The organism is Novosphingobium sediminicola, assembly GCF_014196525.1.
Classification (GTDB): Bacteria; Pseudomonadota; Alphaproteobacteria; order Sphingomonadales; family Sphingomonadaceae; genus Novosphingobium; species Novosphingobium sediminicola.
Map to the genome: position 1 here is coordinate 452317 of NZ_JACIDX010000001.1, position 22543 is coordinate 474859.

General features: G+C 71.4%; 1 protein-coding gene. It reads right to left on the minus strand.

Annotation, left to right across the window (positions count from 1 at the left end):
* Window positions 1-39: 39 nt before the first annotated feature.
* Window positions 40-22308, minus strand: a complete 22269-nt coding sequence (locus GGR38_RS02230; protein ID WP_183622197.1) for an autotransporter outer membrane beta-barrel domain-containing protein — start codon at window positions 22306-22308, stop codon at window positions 40-42.
* Window positions 22309-22543 lie beyond the last annotated feature (235 nt).

The following is a 22543-nucleotide window of genomic DNA, read 5'->3' on the forward strand; positions in this document are numbered from 1 at the left end:
TGGGGGCGCGACGGCCCCCGTTAAGTGTCGAAAGCATCATCACCACGCGACCCGGAAACCGGCCTGCGCGGCGAAATTGTGGTAACGGGCGGCCATCGTGCTGCCCAGGTTGAAGCGGAACTGGACATTGCCGCGCGTCACCGCGCCGCGCAGATCCAGCCGGGCCGCATCCGCAGGCGCCGAGGCGCCCAGCGTCTCGAAGCTGTAGTCAGGCACCCCGACAAAACCGGCCATCAGCGAACGCTGCGGATCAAAGTCATGCGACCATGCCGCCTTGCCCGCCAGCGTCAGAGTGGTGCCGCCGCCCAGATCGAAGTTGCGGCCCAGATCCACACCCGCAAAGGTCCGGCTGCGCACCATCGCCTCCTTGCCAAAGCCCAGCCCCAACACGCCTGCGGTTCCCAATGTGGTGGCCGAGGTTTCGTGGAACGAAGGAATCGACAGGCGCGTCACATCCAGACTGGCGAAGGGGCGCATCTGCAGCGAACCGGTCATGAAATTGCCGGTGATCTGCATCCGGCCCGACAGCGCCTTCATGGTAAAGGCCCCGCGCGCCAGCTCGCTGGTCCCGGGCAGCGTCATCGAGCGCGTATAGGTCGTGGCATAGTTGCTGTAGACCAGATCGGCCCCCAGCGACAAAGGCCCGACATTCGTGCCCAGATAGCCGCCCGCGCTGAACGAGGTGATCCGCCCGCCCGTGCCGACCCCGCCCACGCGGAAGTTCTGCGGATCGCCCGCCACGCTGATCCCGGCCACGGTGTTGCGGCCAAGGCGGATATCCCAGCCGCCCTGAAGGGCATAGCCGTTGGTCTCCACATCATGCGTGCCATTGGCCCCGCGCACGGTTTCATTGCCGCCCGTCATGGTCAGCCACAGATTGCCGAAGCGCTCGATGGGCTTGCCCGGACCGCCATCCAGCAGGCGCGATTCACGCTGGAGCGAAATCGCATCGTGGAAATTGGTCGAAACGGTGAAGGCCGCCGTCTTGGCCGCCACCACGCCCTCGCCGCTCAGACTGTCATAGACCGCGCCCAGCGTGGAGACCGTCGGGATCGTCATGATCGTGGCGGCGGTCGGCGCAAAGGCGGCGGTCGGATTGGTCTGGATGCGGTTGATGAGCTGACCCAGCCGCGCCTGCTGGGCGCTCAGCCCGTTCGGCGCGAATTCGATGACGTAATGCAGTGTCTCGTCATTGGCGTTGGGATAGGTCAGGCTGTAAGTGGCCACCGCCGAATTGGGCGCCACCAGCGTCAGCCCGGCATGGCTGGTAATACCACCCGCCGCCCGCAGGATCACGATGTCATGCGCGCCCGATTTGGCATAGCCCGGGTTCATCACATTGACATTGACCGTGCCCGCCAGCGCCGCCGTGCCCGATACCGTGACCAGATCGGCGGTGTTGGTGCGCGCGTCGAAATCGCTGCGATAAAGGCTGGTGGCCGTGGTCGCCAGATTGCCGGTGATGGCCAGCGTCTTGACCACATTGGCCCCGCCCGGATCGATCGTGCCGCTGTTAAAGAACGTGCCCGAACCCAGATTGACCAGCGGCCCGGCCAGGAACACCCCGCCCGCAACGTTGGTCAGGCTGTTGTTGCCCGAACCCAGATCAATCGAACCGACAATCGTGCCGGTGTTGGTGATGGCATTGTTGCCCCCGGTGGCGGTGATCACCATGCCGGTCTGGCCATCGGCCGTGGTCAACGTGCCCGCCGTGGTGATGGTATTATTGGCCCCGCCATGCAGTTGCAGCGCATTGCCGCCCTTGCCGCCGGTGATGGCCACAGTGCCGATGGCGATATTGATCGCCCCGACGCCGCTGCCGCCCTCGCTGCCCACAACCAGCGCCGAAGAGCCGGTGCCCGTGGTGACAACCGGCGCGTTGACCGTCAGGCCCACCGCGCCGCCCGAACCGATCCCGCCCAGCGCGACCGATGTATTACCCACAAGGCCGCCGCCGCCGCCGATGGACTGGACCACCACGCCATTAGCCTTGGCCCCGGTGGTGGTGATCGCGCCGCCGACGGTCACGCTGGTCGCGCCGCCATTGCCGCCGCCGCCGCCCGCCGCCGTCTGGACCGCAAGGGTCTGGACCGCGCCGCCCGCGTCCGTGGCCGTGGCATTGCCGCCGCCGCCGCCGATGGATTGCACCAACAGGCCGGTTGCCCCCGCCCCGCTGGTGGCGATACCGCCCGTGGTGGTCAGATTGACCGCGCCGCCATTGCCCGATGCGCCATTGGTCGAACCCAGCACCAGAGGCGCCGAGACCGTCGAGCCAAAACTGTCCACCGTGCCGCCGCCGCCGCCGATGGACTGCACCGAAACGCCGCCCGCACCGATGCCGGTGGTGGTGACATTTCCGGCAAGGTTGAAGCTGATCGCCCCGCCATTGCCGCTGGCCGCGCCGCCGATGCTCGCACCCGAAACCACGCCGCTGCCGCCGGTGTTATCCATGGCCGAAACGCCGCCGCCGCCACCGATGGATTGCAGCGAAACGCCGTTCGCGCCCGCGCCGGTGGTGGAAATGGCACCGTTCTGGCTCAGCGTGATCGCCCCGCCATTGCCGCCCGCGCCGCCCGTGCCGCCCGAGGCCAGCGTAATGCCGCCAGAGCCAATCGCCGCGCCATTGAGCGAGGTCATGTCGGCCACGCCGCCGCCGCCGCCGATCGACTGGACCACCAGACCAGAGGCCAGCTTGCCCGTGGTGCTGATCGCGCCGGTCGATGTGGTGAAGGTGATGTCGCCGCCATCGCCCTGTGTGGTCTGCGATCCGCCCGTGGCCAGATTCATGGCCGAGGCCGACCCCGTGGTCACGCCCAGCGCCAGCGAACCCACGCCGCCGCCGCCGCCAACGCTCTGCGCCAACAGGCCATAGGCCGAGATGCCAGAGGTGCTGATCGCGCCGGAATTGGCGATGGTGACCGACTGGCCGCTGCCCGCCGAGGTGGAGGTGCCGCCAACGCTTGTGGTCCATGCCGAATTGCCCGAACCCAGCGTGACATCGCCCGTCACGCCCTCGATGCCGCCGCCGCCGCCAACGCTCTGCGCGACAAAGCCGATGGCCCCCGCGCCGCCCGTGCCGATGGGATTGGCATTGGTCAGATCGACGACATTGCCATCGCCCGTGACCCCGCCGCTGCCGCCGACCGCCAGCGTGACCCCGCCCGCGCCCACCGAGAGCGGATCCGGCACCGAGATCGCGCCATTGCCGCCGCCCGCGCCGATCGCCTGCGCCAGCAAGCCATAGGACAAAGCGCCCGCCGTGCGGATCGTGCCGCCCGACAGATTGACGATGACCTGACCCTGCGTGCCGGTGATGCCATTGCCCTGCGCGCCAAGACGCAGGCTGAGCGCGTCGAACGAGCCGGTCTGGGCCGAGATGGCAAAGGCCGACTGGCCGCCGCCGCCCGCGATGGATTGCGCCAGCACCGCGACCGAATCGTCGCCCAGCGTGGTGATCGAACCCGTCGAGGTAACCGTGACATTGCCGCCATTGCCGCCCGCGCCGCCCGAACCGCCAAGCTGGTTGCCCAGCGTGCCGCCCGATGCCGCAAGGCTGCCCGAAAAGCCGCCCGCGCCGCCGCCGCCGCCAATCGACTGGGCCAGAACGCCCACCGATGCCGCGCCTTCGACCACGATCGATCCGGTGTTGCTGACCGTCACCACGCCGCCATTGCCGCCGCCGCCGCCCGTGCCGCCCACCGCCGAGGTCAGGCCGCCGCTGCCTTCGGCCAGCGTGCCCGACACCGCCATACCGGCAACGCCGCCGCCGCCGCCAACCGACTGAGCGAACACGCCATAGGACAGGTTGCCCTTGGCATTGATCAGGCCGCTGTTGGTGATGGTGACATCGCCCGCGCTGCCGCCTGCGCCGCCCGTGCCGCCAATCGAAGTGGCCGTGCCCGAGCCGGAAGAGCCCGAACCGGCAATCGAGAAGCCGCCAAGGCCGCCGCCGCCGCCCACGCTTTGCGCAAACACGCCGATGGAATTGTCGGACAGCGTCTGAACCAGCCCGGTGTTGGCCACCGAAACCACGCCGCCCGTGCCGCCGCCGCCGCCTTCGCCGCCGACCGACTGGGCAATCGCCCCGCCGCTGCCGATGGTCAGGCCGCCCGCAAAGCCGCCCGCGCCGCCGCCGCCGCCGACCGATTGGGCAAACACACCCACCGATCCCGCGCCCTTGGCCTGCACCGCGCCGTCATTGGTCACGCCCACAAGGCCGCCATCGCCGCCGCCGCCCCCGGCGCCCGCGCCAAGGCTGGAACTGGCCGAACCGCTGGTGGCCAGCGTGCCGGTCACAGCAAAGCCGCCCTTGCCGCCGCCGCCGCCAACGCTCTGGGCATAGACGCCATAGGAGAGCGCGCCATCGGCCACAATGGTCGCCCCGCCGGCATTGCTGACGCTGACCGCGCCGCCTTCGCCGCCGGCCCCGCCCATGCCGCCAATCGCGTTGGACAGGCTGCCCACGCCGCCGCCCGCCGCCAGCGAGAAACCGCCGACACCGCCGCCGCCGCCGATGCTCTGGGCATAGACGCCCACCGCATTCGCGCCGCCGGTATGGATCTGGCCCGTATTGGTGATGCTCACCACGCCGCCCATGCTGGCCGCGCCGCCGTCGCCGCCAATGGCCGAACCGAACGTGCCGCCGCCCGATGCGCTGAGCGCACCGGCAAAGCCGCCCGCGCCGCCGCCGCCGCCCACCGACTGGGCAAAGACCGCGATGGCCCCTGCGCCCTCGGTGTCCACCGTGCCCGCGTTGGTCAGGGTGATCGCGCCGCCGATACCGCCGCCGCCGCCCGCACCGCCGCCGATGGTCGAGCGCGCATCGCCGTCCACCGCCAGCGTGCCGCCTGCGGCAAAGCCGCCATTGCCGCCGCCGCCGCCCACGCTCTGCGCCTGAATGCCATAGGCAAAGGCGCCCAGCGTCGAGATCGCGCCCGCGCTGCTGTTGGTGATGGTGATCGCGCCGCCAAGCCCGCCTGCCCCGCCGCTGCCGCCGATCACATCGGCCAGCGATCCGGCCTGCGAAGCGCCCGCGCCCACGGCAAAGCCGCCCACGCCGCCGCCGCCGCCGATGCTCTGCGCCAGAATGGCGCTGGCCATCTGGCCGCTGGTGGCCACGATGCCGCTGTTGTCCAGCGTCAGGACGCCGCCCGCACCGCCTGCGCCACCGGCCCCGCCAACGCTCGAAGCAAGCGCCTGACCCGAAGCCGAAATGCCGCCGCCTGCAGCAAAGCCGCCCGCACCGCCGCCGCCGCCCACGCTTTGCGCAAAGACCGCAATCGACTGATCGCCCAGCGTGTAGACATTACCGGCATTGGTAAAGCCGATGGTGCCGCCCCGGCCGCCCGAACCGCCAGCGCCCGCGCCCACGGTCGAACTGGCATCGCCCGAAAGGGTCAGCGCGCCGCCTGCGGCAAAGCCGCCGCTGCCGCCGCCGCCGCCGATGCTCTGCGCATAGACGCCGTAAGCAATCGCGCCCTTGGTGCCGATGGTGCCGCCGCTGGTGTTGGCGATGGTGATGTTGCCACCCGCGCCCGCAACCCCGCCGTCGCCGCCGATCACCTGCGACACGCCCGCCGCATCCGAGGCCGCGCCGCCCGCCGCAAAACCGGCCACGCCGCCGCCGCCGCCGACCGACTGGGCAAAGACCGCCGTAGCGTTCTGGCCCGTGGTCAGGATGAGGCCGCCATTGGTGAGGCCGACCAGACCGCCCGCACCGCCAGCGCCGCCGCTGCCACCCACGACATTGGAGGCCGCGCCGCCGCCCGCCGAAAGGCCGCCGCCCACGGCAAAGCCGCCCGCGCCGCCGCCGCCGCCGATGCTCTGGGCAAAGACCGCGATGGAATCGTCGCCCGCCGTGCCGATCTGGCCAAGGTTGGACAGCGTGACCGCCGCGCCCTTGCCGCCAGCACTGCCGCCGCCGCCGCCCACACTCGATGTCGCATCGCCGCCAAGGGTCAGCGCGCCGCCTGCGGTAAAGCCGCCAGCACCGCCGCCGCCGCCTACCGACTGGGCAAAGACCGCATAGGACAGCTTGCCCGTGGTGGAAATCTTGCCATCCGCCGCGTTGGAGAGCGAGACGAGGCCGCCATCGCCGCCGCCGCCGCCCGTGCCGCCCACGATATTGGCTGCGCTATCGGCCTGAGCGCCCGCCGCGCCGACACTGAAGCCGCCGGCACCGCCGCCGCCGCCCACGCTCTGCGCAAAGACCGCATCGGCATTGTCGCCCGTGGTCGCGATGATCCCGCCGGAGGTCAGCGTGACCTGACCCCCGGCGCCGCCCGCGCCGCCCGCGCCGCCGACCGTGTTGGCCGCCGCGCCGCCGCCCGACAGGCCGCCGCCCGCCGCAAAGCCGCCTGCGCCGCCGCCGCCGCCAACCGACTGGCCAAACACCGCAATGGCGCTGGCCCCGGCCGTGGTGATCGAACCGGCATTGGTCAGATCGACCTTGCCGCCCGCGCCGCCGCCGCCCGCCGATCCGCCGCCCACGGTCGAGCTGGCATCGCCCGACAGGCCCACCGCGCCGCCTGCGGCAAAGCCGCCGCTGCCGCCGCCGCCGCCCACGCTTTGCGCATAGACGCCATAGGAAAACAGGCCGCTGGTGGCGACCGAACCGGTCGCCGTATTGCCCACGCTGACGATACCGCCCGCGCCGCCGCCGCCGCCCGTGCCGCCCACGATATTGGCCGCGCTGTTCGCCTGCGCGCCCGCGCCGCCGACACTGAAGCCGCCAACGCCGCCGCCGCCGCCGATGCTCTGGGCATAGATCGCGGTCGAATTGGCGCCCAGCGTCTCGATCAGGCCTGCATTGGCCACCGAGGCATTGCCGCCCGCGCCGCCTGCGCCGCCCGTGCCGCCGATCACATCGCTGGCCGCGCCGCCGCTGGCCGAAAGGCCGCCGCCTGCGGCAAAGCCGCCCTGGCCGCCGCCGCCGCCCACGCTCTGCGCAAAGACCGCCAGCGAATTGTCGCCCGCCGTGCCCACCGTGCCGCCGTTGGTCACGCTGACCACGCCGCCAGCGCCGCCGCCGCCGCCCGTGCCGCCGATCGCATTGGCCGCCGCATCCGCCTTGGCCAGACCGCCCGATACCGAGAAGCCGCCCGCGCCGCCGCCGCCGCCGATGCTCTGGGCAAAGATGGCCGTGGCATTGGCGCCCAGCGTGATGACCGATCCGGTGGTGACCAGATCGACCACGCCGCCCGCGCCGCCGCCGCCGCCATTGCCGCCCACGCTATTGGATTGCGCGCCGCCATTGGCGGCCAGACCGCCCGACACGGCAAACCCGCCTGCGCCGCCGCCGCCGCCAACCGACTGGGCAAAGACCGCGATCGAGCCATCGCCCGCCGTGCCGATAGTGCCGCCATTGGTAAAGGTGATCGCGCCGCCATTGCCGCCTGCGCCGCCGCTGCCCGCGCCGATGCTCGAACTGGCCCCGCCGTCGACCGTCAGCCCGCCGCCCACGGCAAAGCCGCCGCTGCCGCCGCCGCCGCCGATGGATTGCGCATAGACGCCATAGGACAGGGTGCCCAGCGTCATCACCGACCCGGTGGCGGTGTTGGCAAAGCTGATCGCGCCGCCATTGCCGCCGCCGCCGCCATTGCCGCCCACGGTTTCGGTGGCCGAACCCGCCTGCGCGCCCGCGCCGCCGACGCTGAAACCGCCCACGCCGCCGCCGCCGCCGATGCTCTGGGCATAGACCGCCGTGGCATTGTCGCCCAGCGTAGTGATCGCGCCCGAACTGGTCAGCGCGATAATGCCGCCCGAACCGCCCGCGCCGCCTGCGCCGCCGATGCTGTTGGCCTGCGCCCCGCCGTTGACGGTCAACCCGCCCCCGGCCGCAAAGCCGCCGGCGCCGCCGCCGCCGCCCACCGACTGCGCAAAGACCGCGATGGAGCCTGCGCCCGCCGTGCCGATGGCGCCGCCATTGTTGAAGGTGATCCGGCCACCGGCGCCGCCGCCGCCCGCCGATCCGCCGCCCACCACCGATGTTGCGTCATCATCGACGCCCAGCGCGCCGCCTGCGGCAAAGCCGCCCTTGCCGCCGCCGCCGCCAACGCTCTGCGCATAAACGCCATAGGACAGCGCGCCCAGCGTGGTGACCGCGCCGCCGTCGGCATTGTCCACCTCAACATCGCCGCCTGCGCCGCCGCCGCCGCCTTCACCGCCGACATTGCTGGACGCGCTCTTGGCCTTGGACAGCGCGCCGCCCGCCGAGAAGCCGCCCACGCCGCCGCCGCCGCCAACGCTCTGGGCAAAGACCGCCGTGGCATTCGCGCCCTCGGTCTGAACCGCGCCCGATGTGGTGATCGAGACGAGACCGCCCGCGCCGCCAGCACCGCCGCTGCCGCCCACGGTATCGCTGGCCGCGCCGCCCTGCGCCGTCAGGCCGCCACCGGCGGCAAAGCCGCCCTGACCGCCGCCGCCGCCGACCGACTGGGCAAAGATCGCCTGCGCGCCCGCGCCCTTGGTGGCGATCAGGCCCGCATTATCGACATGCACCACGCCGCCGGAACCGCCGCCGCCGCCATTGCCGCCGCCAACCGAAGAGGTCGCGTCGGCATCCACCGTCAACGCGCCGCCCGCCGAGAAACCGCCCGCACCGCCGCCGCCGCCGATGCTCTGCGCATAGACGCCATCGGCCATCGTGCCCGCCGTGGTGATGATGCCGGTGCCGTTCGATACGGTGACATCGCCGCCCGCGCCGCCACCGCCGCCATTGCCGCCCACGCTGTTGGCCACCGCCCCCGCGCGCGAGGCCGCCGCGCCCACGGCAAAGCCGCCCGCGCCGCCGCCGCCGCCCACGCTCTGGGCAAAGACCGCCGTGGCATTGGCGCCCAGCGTGCTGATCGCGCCGGTCGAGGCGACCGAGACGATCCCGCCCGCGCCCGCGCCGCCGCCCGAACCGCCCGTGACGTTCGAGATACCGCCGCCCTGCGCGCTGATGCCGCCGCCTGCGGCAAAGCCGCCCTGGCCGCCGCCGCCGCCGACCGACTGCGCAAAGACGCCCAGCGCATTGTCGCCGCTGGTTTCGATGCTGCCGCCGTTGGTCACGCCGATCAGGCCGCCGTCGCCGCCGCCGCCGCCCGATCCGGCGCCCACCTTGGATGCTGTATCGCCATTGATCGCCAGCGCGCCGCCTGCGGCAAAGCCGCCCTGACCGCCGCCGCCGCCGATGGATTGGGCATAAACGCCATCAGAGAAAGCGCCCGAAGTGCGGATCGCGCCGCCGGTGGCATTGTCCACCGTGACATCGCCGCCTGCGCCGCCCGCGCCGCCATCGCCGCCCACCACGTTGGACGCGCCATCGCTGTTGGCCGCCGCCGCGCCCGCCGAGAAGCCGCCAACGCCGCCGCCGCCGCCCACGCTCTGGGCAAAGACCGCCGTGGCATTGACGCCCAGCGTTTCAATCAGCCCGCCATTATGCACCGAGACAGCGCCGCCCGTGCCGCCGCCCGCGCCCGCGCCGCCCACCGAATTGCTGGTGGCCGCGCCATTGGCCGACAGGCCGCCCGATACGGCAAAGCCGCCGCTGCCGCCGCCGCCGCCCACCGATTGGGCCAGCACCGCGACCGAGCCATCGCCCATCGTGCCGATCGCGCCATCGGTGGTGATCGTCACCGCGCCTGCGCTGCCGCCTGCGCCGCCCGATCCCGAGCCGACATGCGAATCCACCCCGCCATCCAGCGAAAGGCCCGCGCCCACGGCAAAGCCGCCCGCGCCGCCGCCGCCGCCGATGCTCTGCGCCTGAACCGCGTTGGACAGCGCGCCCTTGGTGACAATCGTGCCGCCCGCAATATTGACGACATCGACCGCGCCCGCAGAACCGGCCGCACCGCCATCGCCGCCCACGCTCTGGCTGGCCGTATCGCCCTTGGCCAGCGCTCCGCCGACCGCAAAGGCCCCGCGCCCGCCGCCGCCGCCGATGGATTGCAGCAGCACCGCCGCCGACTGATCCGCCTGCGTCAGGATCGAACCGGCGTTGAACAGGCGCACGTCGCCCGCATTGCCGCCCGAACCGCCGCCGCCGCCAATGCTGCTCGACAGCGTGCTGCCCGTGCCGCCCGCGATGCCGGCGCCTGCGGCAAAACCGCCCGCGCCGCCGCCGCCGCCGATGCTCTGGGCAAAGACCGCCGTGGCGCCGATGCCATTGGTTTCGATCTGCGAATAATTGTTGACCGCCACGGTCGAGCCATCGCCTGCCGCACCGCCTGCGCCCCCGCCGATCGAGGAATTGGCGCCATCCTTGAGCGAAAGCGCACCGCCCGCCGCAAAGCCGCCATTGCCGCCGCCGCCGCCGATGGATTGCGCAAAGACCGCATAGCCAAAGGCGCCATTGGTGAGGATCGTACCAGTGCTGCCATTGGCCACCTCGACCCCGCCGGCATTGCCGCCCGCGCCGCCGCTGCCGCCCACCGCATCGCTGGCCGCCTTGGCCTGCGACGCCGCCGCGCCCAGCGAGAAACCGCCGGAACCGCCGCCACCGCCGATGCTCTGCGCCATGATCGCCACCGAGCGGTCGCCGTTCACCTGCACATCGCCGGTGTTGACCACCTTGACGTGATCGGCATCGCCGCCCACGCCGCCCGATCCGCCCAGCGCGTTGCTGATCGCCGAATTGGTCGAGGAAATGGCGAAGGAACCGGCAAAGCCGCCCTGACCGCCGCCGCCGCCGATGGATTGCGCCACGATGCCCGCCGAACCGGCGGTAAAGGCATAGACCTGACCGGCGTTGAACACGGTGACCGTGCCCGCGTTCTGGCCCGTGCCGCCGCGCCCGCCCGTGGCCGAGGAGGCCGCGCCTTCGCCCAGCGCCATCGTGCCCGAGGCCGCAAAGCCGCCCGCGCCGCCGCCGCCGCCGATCGACTGGGCCAGAATGCCGTCCGACAGATCGCCGTGGGTCTGGATGATCGCGCTGCTGAACACCAGCACATCACCGCCCACGCCGCCATTGCCGCCCGCGCCGCCTGTGACATCGCTTGCGCCCGTGCCGTTCGAGGCAAAACCCGCGCCCAGCGAGAAGCCGCCCTGGCCGCCGCCGCCGCCGATGGATTGCGCCACCACCGCCGCCGAATTGTTGCCCAGCGTGCCGACCTGTCCGGTCAGCGTCAACGTGACGTTGCCCGCATCCGAGCCCACGCCGCCATTGCCGCCCACCGAGCTGCTGGCCGCGCCGCCGCCAAGGGCCGCCGCCAGACTGCCCGAAAAGCCGCCCGCGCCGCCGCCGCCGCCAATCGACTGGGCCAGCACCGCATTGGCCACATCGCCATGGGTCAGGATCTGGCCGCCCGAGGTTACCGTGACATTGCCCGCCGAATTGCCCGCGCCGCCCGCGCCGCCCACGCTGTCCGATGCGCCGCCCGCGCTGGTGGCAAGCGCGCCCGAGATCGAGAAGCCGCCCGCGCCGCCGCCGCCGCCGATGGATTGCGCAACAATGCCCCGACTGTGATCGCCATAGATGTTGAGCAGGCCCAGCGAGGACACCGACACATCCGCACCCCGGCCCGCAGAACCGCCCGCGCCGCCCGTCGAACTGGCCGCCGCATCGGCCGAGGATGTGGTCAGACCCGCCGCGACCGAGAAGCCGCCCTGACCGCCGCCGCCGCCGATGGACTGCGCGGTGATGGCCGCCGAATTGGCGCCATGGGTAAAGATATTGCCGATATTATCGACCGAAACGGCATCGGCATCGCCCGCCGCGCCGCCCGAGCCGCCGCCCACGCCCGATGTGGCCGCGCCCTTGACCGAGAGCGCGCCGCCCACGCCAAAGCCGCCCGAGCCGCCGCCGCCGCCCACGCTCTGCGCCAGAATCGCGCCCGACTGGTCGCTCCACGTCTCGATCCCGCCGACATGGCTGACCGTGACCGCGCCCGCATTGCCCGACGATCCGCCGCCGCCGCCCGTGGTTTCGGCCGAAGTGCCGCCGTCAGAGGACAGCGATGCGCCCACGGCAAAGCCGCCCGCGCCGCCGCCCCCGCCGATCGACTGTGCGATGATCGCCGCCGAAGCCAGACCGTTGGTAATGATATTGCCATGCAGGCTGACGCTGACCGCGTCCGAATTGCCCGCTGCGCCGCCCAGCCCGCCGCCGGTGCTGGAATTGGCGTCGCCCTGAAGGCTGGCCCCCGCGCCGATGGCAAAGCCGCCCGCGCCGCCGCCGCCGCCCACGCTCTGCGCAAAGACGCCGCGCGCATGGGCGCCGGTGGTTTCGATGTCGCCGGTCATGGTCACGGAAACCGTGCCCGCCGCGCCCGACGATCCGCCCGAACCGCCCGTGGAATCCGAGGATGCCCCGCCCTGCTGGCTGAGCGCGCCCGAGATCGAGAAGCCGCCGATGCCGCCGCCGCCGCCCACCGATTGGGCCAGCACGCCATTGGCCGCATCGCCATGGGTGCTGATCGACCCGGCTTCCGAAACGGTCACATTGGCGCCCGAACCGGCGGCGCCGCCCGCGCCGCCGCCCACGCTGGACTCGGCATCATCCTTGAGGCTGGCCCCAGCGCCCACGGCAAAGCCGCCCGCGCCGCCGCCGCCGCCCACCGATTGGGCAAAGATGCCGTTGGCCTGAACGCCCCGTGTGGCAATATCGCCGGTCTGCGCCACCGACACCGAGGACGCATTGCCCCCCGCGCCGCCGCCGCCGCCCACGCTCGAAATGGCCGCGCCGCCCTCTGAGGAGAGGCCCGCGCCGACGCTGAAGCCGCCGCTGCCGCCGCCGCCGCCCACGCTCTGGGCAAAGATGGCGTTGGAATTGAAGCCCTGCGTGGTCAGCAGGCCCGCACTGGTGACCGAGACCGCGCCTGCATCGCCGCCCGTGCCGCCCGAACCGCCGCCGACCGAGGAATTGGCCTGCCCCTTGAGGCTGGCCGCCGCGCCCACGGCAAAGCCGCCGCTGCCGCCGCCGCCGCCGATGCTCTGCGCCAGAATGGCGTCCGAACGCGCGCCGATGGTCGAAATATTGCCCGTCTGGTTGACGGTGACATCGCCCGAAGTGCCGCCGATGCCGCCCTCGCCGCCGATGCTGGTGCTCGACACGGTGCCTTCCGAGGAGAAGCCCGCGCCGATGGCAAAGCCGCCCGAGCCGCCGCCGCCGCCCACAGACTGGGCAAAGATGCCGTTCGCGCCCACGCCCTGCGTGACGATCATGCCCGATTGCGTGACCGAAACATTGCCCGAGGTGTTGCCCGCGCCGCCGCCGCCGCCCGCGGCATTGCCGCCAACGCTGGATTCGGCCTCCTTGCCAAGGCTGAGCGCCGCGCCGATGGCAAAGCCGCCATTGCCGCCGCCGCCGCCCACCGATTGGGCCAGAATGCCGTTGGCGCCATCGCCCTGCGTGCCGATTGCGCCGCTGCGCGCGATGGTGACATCGCCGCCCGCGCCGCCCGCGCCGCCCGAACCGCCGATCGTGTCATGCGCGGCCGATCCTTGCGAGGAAAAGCCCGCGCCGACCGAGAAGCCGCCCTGACCGCCGCCGCCGCCCACCGACTGGGCAAAGATGCCCGCCGCGTTGAAGCCGCTCGTGATGATCGTGCCATTGCCGCCGATGGTGACATTGCCCGCGCTGCCGCCGGTGCCGCCCGCGCCGCCGCCCACGGTCGAATCCGCATCGCCCTCCAGCGATACGCCAAGGCCGATGGAAAAGCCGCCCGCGCCGCCGCCGCCGCCAACGCTCTGGGCAAAAATGCCGTCGGACAGGCGCCCGCTGGTCATGATATTGCCGATGACCGTGACCGCAACATCGTCGGCATTGCCGCCGCCCGCGCCCGATCCGCCCACGCTGGTCGAACTCGACGCGCCCTTGCTGGAGAAGGCCCCGCCGACCGAGAAGCCGCCGCTGCCGCCGCCGCCGCCCACGCTCTGGGCATAGACGCCCGCCGCATTGTCGCCCGTGGTGGTGATGTCGCCGGTCTCGCTGACCGTGACCTTGCCGGCATTGCCCGCCGTGCCGCCGCCACCGCCGCCGACCGAGCTGGTCGCGTCGGCATCAATCGACGCGCCAAGGCCCACGGCAAAGCCGCCGCGACCGCCACCGCCGCCGATGGATTGCGCCACAATGCCCGCCGCATTGGCCCCGCTGGTGCTGATGCTGCCGTTGCGCGTAACGCTGACATCGCCCGCATTGCCCGCGCCGCCGCCGGTGCCGCCCACGCTGTCGCTGGCCGCCGCCGCCGCGCTGGAGAAAGCCGCGCCCACGGAAAAGCCGCCTGTGCCGCCGCCGCCGCCGACGGATTGGGCAAAAATGCCCGAAGCGTTCGCGCCCGTGGTGACAATCACCCCCGAGCCCGACACGGTAACGCCGCCTGCATCCGATCCGGTGCCGCCGCCGCCACCGCCGACGCTGGAATTGGCATCGCCATCAATGCCGATGGCCCCGCCCACGGCAAAGCCGCCACGACCGCCGCCGCCGCCGATCGACTGGGCAAAGATGCCATTGGCATTGTCGCCATGCGTGCCGATGGCGCTGTCGGCCGCGACCACCACATTGCCCGAGGTCGAGCCCGAGCCGCCCTCGCCGCCGACGCTCGTCGAACTGGCCGAACCGCCGCTGTTGGTGAAACCCGCGCCGATGGCAAAGCCGCCGCTGCCGCCGCCGCCGCCCACGCTCTGCGCAAAGACACCGTTGGCAGAAAGGCCGGTGGTCACGATGGTGCCCTGCGTGGCCACATCGACATCGCCCGCCGTGCCGCCATTCGACCCGGCGCCGCCGCCCACCGAGGATTGCGCCTCGCCCTCAAGCGAGAGGCCGAGGCCGATGGCAAAGCCGCCGCTGCCGCCGCCGCCGCCCACCGATTGGGCCAGCACGCCATTGGCATAATTGCCGCTGGTGGTCAGGCCGCCGCTGGTGTTGACGCTGACGGTGCCCGCATTGCCGCCGCTGCCGCCCGCGCCGCCCACGCTGTCGCTGGTCGAGCCGCCCGATTTCGAGAAGGACGCGCCGATCGAGAAACCGCCCGAACCGCCGCCGCCGCCAACCGACTGGGCAAAGATGCCGTTCGAACTGTCCTTGCCGGTCTGGATCAAGCCGCTCTGCGTGACCGAAACCGCGCCCGCATCGCCCGCCGTGCCGCCCGCGCCGCCGCCGACCGAGGAGGAGGCATCGTCCGTCATCGAGAAAGCGCCGCCCACGGCAAGGCCGCCCTTGCCGCCGCCGCCGCCCACGGATTGAGCGAAAATGCCGTTGGCCTGAACGCCCTGCGTGCCGATGGCGCCGCTGCGGTCGATGGTGACGTCGCCCGCATTGCCTGCGCCGCCGCCGCTGCCGCCCACCGATTCGCTGTCCGCGCCGGCATCCTTGGACAGGCCCAGCCCGACCGACAGGCCGCCCGTGCCGCCGCCGCCGCCCACGCTTTGCGCCAGCACGCCATTGGCCTGATCGCCGATGGTGGCGATAATGCCGCTGCCCGTGACGGAAACCGTGCCCGCATCAGACCCGGTGCCGCCGCCGCCGCCGCCCACCTTGGACGAGGATTCGCCCGAGATCGACGCGCCCAGCCCCACCGAGAGGCCGCCATTGCCGCCGCCCCCGCCAATCGACTGGGCCAGAATGCCGTTCGAGCCTTGGCCCTGCGTGCCGATGTCGCTGGTGGCCGCCACGGTGACATTGCCCGAGGTCGAACCCGAACCGCCCTCGCCGCCGACCACGCTCGATTCCGCGCCGCCTTCCTTGGAGAAAGCGCCGCCCGCGGCAAAGCCGCCCGAGCCGCCGCCGCCGCCGATCGATTGGGCAAATATGCCGTTGGCAATGCCGCCCACCGTGGTGATCGTGCCATTCGTGGTGACCGAAACATTGCCCGATGTGCCGCCCAGCGAGCCTGCACCGCCGCCCACCGTCGAGGTGGAATCGCCATCTTCCTTGAGCGTCAGCGTGGCGCCCACGCCAAAGCCGCCCTTGCCGCCGCCGCCGCCCACGCTTTGCGCGAACACGCCGTTCGAGCCCATGCCCTGCGTCGAAACGCCGCCGCTGGTGTCAACCGTCACGTCGCCCGCATTGCCGCCGCTGCCGCCGCCGCCGCCAACGACATCCGAAGAGGCCCCGCCATCCTTGGAGAAAGCGCCGCCCACCGAGAAGCCGCCCACGCCGCCGCCGCCGCCCACGCTCTGCGCCAGCACACCGTTCGAGAAAGCGCCCACCGTGGTGATCAGGCCCGTATTGGCCACCGAGACCGTATCGGCATTGCCCGCCGTGCCGCCCGCGCCGCCGCCGACCGAGGAATCAGCGTCCTTCTTCAATGAAACGCCCGCGCCCACGGCAAAGGCGCCATTGCCGCCGCCGCCGCCCACGCTCTGCGCAAAGATGCCATTGGCCGTCGCGCCCAGCGTCGAAATGCCGCCGATATTGGTGACCGAAACGGTCGAGGCATTGCCCGCCGCCCCGCCGCCGCCGCCGACCTGATTGCTGGTGGCGTCCGAATCGGCCGAGAAAGCCCCGCCAATGGCAAAGCCGCCATTGCCGCCGCCCCCGCCCACCGACTGGGCCAGAATGCCGTTGGAGCCGGTGCCCTGCGTGACCACCGAATAGCCCGCGATCAGCGGGTTCGCGCCCAGATCGGCGCTGACCGTGACCGCGCCCGCATCATTGCCCGCGCCGCCCAGGCCGCCGATGCCCTGCGTATTGGCCCCGCCCTTTTGCGAAAGCGAGGCGGCAATCGAAAAGCCGCCATTGCCGCCGCCGCCGCCAACGCTCTGCGCGAAAATGCCGTTGGACAGATTGCCCTGCGTGGCCACGGTGCCGGTGCTCTGCACCGAAACATCGCCCGCCAGACCGCCATCGCCGCCCGCGCCGCCATAATTGCGGCCAATCGACTGGCCCTTGATCGATCCGGTGACCGTCAGGCTGAACCCGCCATTGCCGCCGCCGCCGCCGATCGACTGCGCCTCGATGCCATCGGCATTGTTGCCCAGCGTGGTGATATTGCCGACCGAGACCAGATCGACATTGCCAGCCGCATTGCCCGTGCCGCCCGTGCCGCCGATGCCCACGCCCACGGCATTGCCCTGCGACAGCGAGAGCGCGCCCGAAAAGCCGCCATTGCCGCCGCCGCCGCCCACGCTCTGCGCAAACAGGCCGACCGAACTGTCGCCCGTGGTGGAAACATCACCGGTGCTGCCCAGATGGACATTGCCCGCCGTGGCGCCAAGCCCGCCCTGACCGCCGACGGCCACGGCTGCGGCCACGCCGCTGCTGTTGAAAGTGATCGAGCCGGAAATGGCAAAACCGCCATTGCCGCCGCCCCCGCCCAGCGACTGGGCCAGAACGCCATAGGCCTGAATGCCGGTGGTCTGGATATTGCCCGCCGAATCGACCGAAACATCGCTGCCCTTGCCGCCATTGCCGCCCGCGCCGCCCAGCGACAGGCTGGGCGCAGCATATTGCGCCCCCGCCACCGAAACCGAGAAGCCGCCATTGCCGCCGCCGCCGCCCAGCGACTGCGCGACAATGCCATTGGCCATGATGCCGCTGGTGCCGATATCGCCGGTGCTCGACACGGTGACCGTGCCCGCATCGCCGCCCTGTCCGGCCCCGCCGCCAAACGAGAGCGCGGCGGCCCCATATTGCGCGCCCGCGCCGCTGAAGGCAAAGCCGCCATTGCCGCCGCCACCGCCCACGCTTTGCGCGAAAATGCCGTTCGACTGGTCGCCCAGCGTGCGGATCATGCCGATCGTGCTGGCCGTGACATTGCCCGCATTGCCCGCGCCGCCGCCCGCGCCGCCAAAGCCCATCGAGAGCGCGCCATATTGCGCGCCGCCCGCCGCGATGGAAAAGCCGCCGTTGCCGCCGCCCCCGCCCACGCTCTGCGCCTCGATGCCGTTGGACATCTGCGATGCGGTCGAAATGTCGCCGGTGCTGCTCAGGTCAACATCGCCGGCATCGCCGCCGCCGCCAGCGCCGCCGCCAAAGGACAGCGAGGCCGTGCCATATTGCGCGCCTGCAAGGCTGGCCGAAAAGCCGCCATTGCCGCCGCCCCCGCCCAGCGATTGCGCAAACAGGCCCGCCGATTGCGCGCCCTGCGTGATCACCGTGCCGGTGCTGGTCAGGCTGGCGCTGCCCGCATTGCCGCCGCCGCCGCCTGCGCCGCCAAAGCCCAGCGCCAGCGAGCCATATTGCGCGCCCGCCGCCGCCACCGACCAGCCGCCATTGCCGCCGCCCCCGCCAATTGACTGCGACTGCGCGCCCGCGCTGAAATCGCCGATGGTGGTGATATTGCCCGCATTGGTCAGGCTGGACGAACCCGCCGAGGCGCCATTGCCCGCGCCGCCGCCAAACGACAGCGCGGCTGCACCAAATTGCGCGCCCGCCGCCGCCACGGAAAAGCCGCCGTTGCCGCCGCCGCCGCCCACGCTCTGGGCAAACAGGCCCTGCGCATTGGCGCCCGTGGTGGACACAGTGCCGGTCGAATCGAGCGAGACATTGCCCGAGACGCCGCCGCTGGCCCCCTTGCCGCCGAAGCCAAGCGAGACGGCCCCGAACTGGGCCCCCGCCGCGCTGATGGCAAAGCCGCCATTGCCGCCACCCCCGCCCACCGACTGCGCCCGCGCGCCAGTCGAGAAATCGCCGCTGGTGGTCAGGTCGCCATTGCTGGTGACGCCGACATTGCCCGATGTGCCGCCATTGCCGCCATCGCCGCCCACCGCCACGCTAAGCGCGCCGAACTGACCGCCCGACAGCGCGATGGCAAAGCCGCCATTGCCGCCGCCGCCGCCCAGCGACTGGGCGAGAATGGCGTCGGAATTGGCGCCATTGGTGGAAACCGCGCCGCTGCTGCCCAGCGTGACCGTGCTGCCATCACCGCCATTGCCGCCGCCGCCGCCAAAGCTCAGGCTGGCTCCGCCGCCCTGACCGCCCGCCGCCGTGACCACGCCGCCGCCATTGCCGCCGCCGCCGCCCACGCTCTGCGCAAACAGACCCTGCGCGCTGCCGCCATTGGTGCTGACATTGCCGGTGCTGCTGAGCGTGACGGCCGCGCCATTGCCGCCATTCGCGCCCGCGCCGCCAAAGCCAAGGCTGACCCCGCCGGCCCAGCCGCCCGAGGCCGAAGCGGCAAAGCCGCCATTGCCGCCGCCCCCGCCGATGGACTGCGCCATCGCGCCAAAGGATGTCACCCCGCTGGTGGAAATATCACCCACGCTGGAAACATTGACCGTGCCCGCATTGCCGCCATTCGCGCCCGCGCCGCCAAACGAGGCCGCGATGCCGCCGATCCCGCCGCCCGCGCCCGAGACCGAAAAGCCGCCATTGCCGCCGCCGCCGCCGATGGACTGGGCAAAGATGCCCGAGGAGGAATTGCCATTGGTCGACAGATCGCCGCTTGAGGCAACCGTCACCGCCTTGCCCGCGCCGCCATTGCCGCCCGCGCCGCCAAAGGTCAGGCTGGCACCGCCGATCGCGCCGCCAGCAAGACCCACGGCAAAGCCGCCATTGCCGCCGCCCCCGCCCACGCTTTCGGCAAAGATCGCGTCCGACTGGGTGCCCTGCGTAGCAATCGCGCCCACCGAGGTGACATTGACGGTCGAGGCATCCGAACCCGCGCCGCCAGCGCCGCCAAAGGTCGAATTAACCGCGCCCAGCCCCACGCCGCCGCTGGCCGCAAAGCCGCCATTGCCGCCGCCGCCGCCAACGGATTGCGCAAAGATGCCGCGCGACTGATTATCGCCGGTGGTGATGTCGGTGTGGCTGTTGACCAGAACCGAGCCGCCCGTGCCGCCCACGCCGCCCGCGCCGCCAAAGCCCATGGTGAAGCTGGCGCCCAGCGAGACGCCCGCGGCCACCGAAAAGCCGCCATTGCCGCCGCCGCCGCCCACCGAGCTGGCATAAATGCCGTCCGACTGGGTGCCCTGTGTGGTGATCGAACCGGCAAGGCCGACGATCACATTATTGCCCGAGCCGCCATTGCCGCCCGTGCCGCCAAAGGCCATCGACACCGTCGCGCCCAGCCCCGCCGAGGCCGAAACCGCAAAGCCGCCATTGCCGCCGCCGCCGCCGACGGATTGCGCGAAAAGCCCGCGCGAACGGTCGCCGGTGGTATAGATCGTGGTGTTGCCAAGGTTGCTCTGAATGCCGGTGCAGCCCGCATTGGCATTGACGCAGACCAGCCCGCCCGCGCCGCCATTGCCGCCCGTGCCGCCAAAGGCCGCGCTGGCAAACAGACCGCCCGAGATCGCGCCGCCGCCATTGCCGCCGCCGCCGCCCACAGCCTGGGCAAAGATCGCGGCGGAATTGTCGCCGCCGGTGCTGATGCTGCCGGTGTCGCCGATAGTCACCCGGCCCGCATTGCCGCCTGCGCCGCCGCCGCCGCCCATGGCAACCGTGCCGCCCGAGCCGCCGCCATTGCCGCCGCCGCCGCCGACGGATTGGGCAAAAATGCCCATCGAAGCCTCGCCCGAGGTGCTGATCGCGCCGGAATTGAGGACCGTGACATTGCCGCCCACGCCGCCCTGCGCGCCGCTGCCGCCCAGCGAGAGCAGGCCGGTCGAGGTGCCGCCATTGCCGCCGCCCCCGCCCACGGACTGGGCGAAAATGCCGGTCGATCCGGTGCCGCCCGTGGCGATGGAGCCGCTGTTATTGACCGAAACCGTGCCGCCCGCGCCGCCGCCGCCGCCCTTGCCGCCAAGGCTGATCAGGCCGATGGACGCGCCGCCATCACCGCCGCCGCCGCCGATCGACTGGGCAAAAATGCCGATGGAGCCGATGTTGGCCGTGGTGATCGCCCCGCCATTGACCACCGAAACCGTGCCGCCCGGGCTGGTGTTCGAACCGCTGCCGCCGATGGCGCCGATACCCACCGATGCGCCGCCATTGCCGCCGCCGCCACCCACGCTCTGCGCATAGATGCCATTGGCAAACTGGCCATAGGTGCGGATGACGCCATCATTGACGATGGACACCGCACCGCCCGAGCCGCCGCCCGCGCCCGAGCCGCCCAGCCCGACCAGACCCACCGAGGTCGAGCCGTTGCCGCCGCCGCCGCCGATCGACTGAGCCATCAGGCCATTGGCGTAATTGCCATGGGTTTCGGTAAGCGCCGTGCTGTCGGCGGTGATCGAGGCCGAGCCGCCGCTGCCGCCGCCGCCGCCCGATCCGCCCAGCGCAACAAGGCCCGCGCTGGTGCCCGCATCGCCGCCCGATCCGCCGATGGATTGCGCCAATACGCCATGCGCGGCAATGCCGGTTGTCTTGACGATGCCGTTCTGATTAACCTGAACCGTGCCGCCATTGCCGCCAAAGCTGCCCGAACCGGGGTCGGAAACGATCGAGGCATAGCTGCTGCCACCGCTGCCCGCCGATCCGCCAAGGCTCTGCGCGTAAATACCGATGGAGCCGGCGCCCTGAGACGGATTCTGGGCCGTGCCATTGGCGTTGAGCAGCAGATTGCCATTGGCATCGACATCGCCGGTCAGCACCGATCCGGTGTTGGTGACCGTGGCATTGCCGCCGACGCCGGGCGCACCGCCCGCGCTGCCGCCCGAGGAAAACAGGAAGCCGTCGCCCCCCGAACCGCCCTTGCCGCTGATGCTGGACACAAGGATGCCATAGCTGCCCTGACCCGTGGTCTTGACGCCTGCGGCATTGGTGAAATTGACATTGCCGCCGCGCCCGGCCGAACCGCCGCTGCCGCCGCTGGCGCCCAGATAGCCGTCGCCGCCGCTGCCGCCATTGCCGCCGATGCTCTGAACGATGATCGCATGCACGCGGTCGCCGCTGGTGGCGATGTTGGGGCCGCTGTAGGTGTCGGTGATGTTGGGCCCATTGGCGCCGTCGCCGCCGTCGCCCGCCGAAACGAACAGGGCGCCCGCATGGCCGTTGCCGCCGCTGCCGCCGCGCTGGATGTTGTAATAACCGCCGCCCGAATAGCTGAGCGTGGTCGAGCCGGTGCCGTTGCTGGCCGGGGCGACCGAGGTGACGACATGGGTGGTCGAGCTGACCGAATTGGAATCGAGCAGGGTGACATCAGTCACCGCGCCGCCGGTGCCGGTGGTGACGGCCGTGACGGTGTAGGTGACGCCCGAAACGGTGAAGCTCTGGCCAACGGTGGTGGCCACGAAGACCTGATTGTTGGCCGACGTCGTGACCGAGGCAGGCGGATTTTGCGAGGCGACCGTTTCGTTCTGGCCCGTGTCCGGATTGAACACAGTTTGGCCCACGGCGGGCAGGACGATGGGCGGAGGCGGTGCGGCCCATGCCGGATTGAGGCCCCCGCTGCCCACGGCGATCATCCCGGCCATAACGGTGAGCGAGCTGGCATGGCGCCATGCGGGCGCCTTGCGCTTGCTCGAATGCCCACCCTTGCCACGCGCGTTCGCGCCGACAGCCACTCGACCAAGCCCTTGCATCACGGCCCCCATTTATTGCAGGAATATGTCTGCGCCGCCGCCCTTCGGCCACACATACTTTACCCCCATTGGTTCATTGCTATGACGGTGTGCAGAGTAAGGCAATAGCCAGAATTGGTAGTTTATACTTATCCATCAACGCTATCTGGAAACCTTTCGCACTGGTCGCTGAAACTGAATTTTTTAAAATATTGATATTTATGTATATTTTTTTATT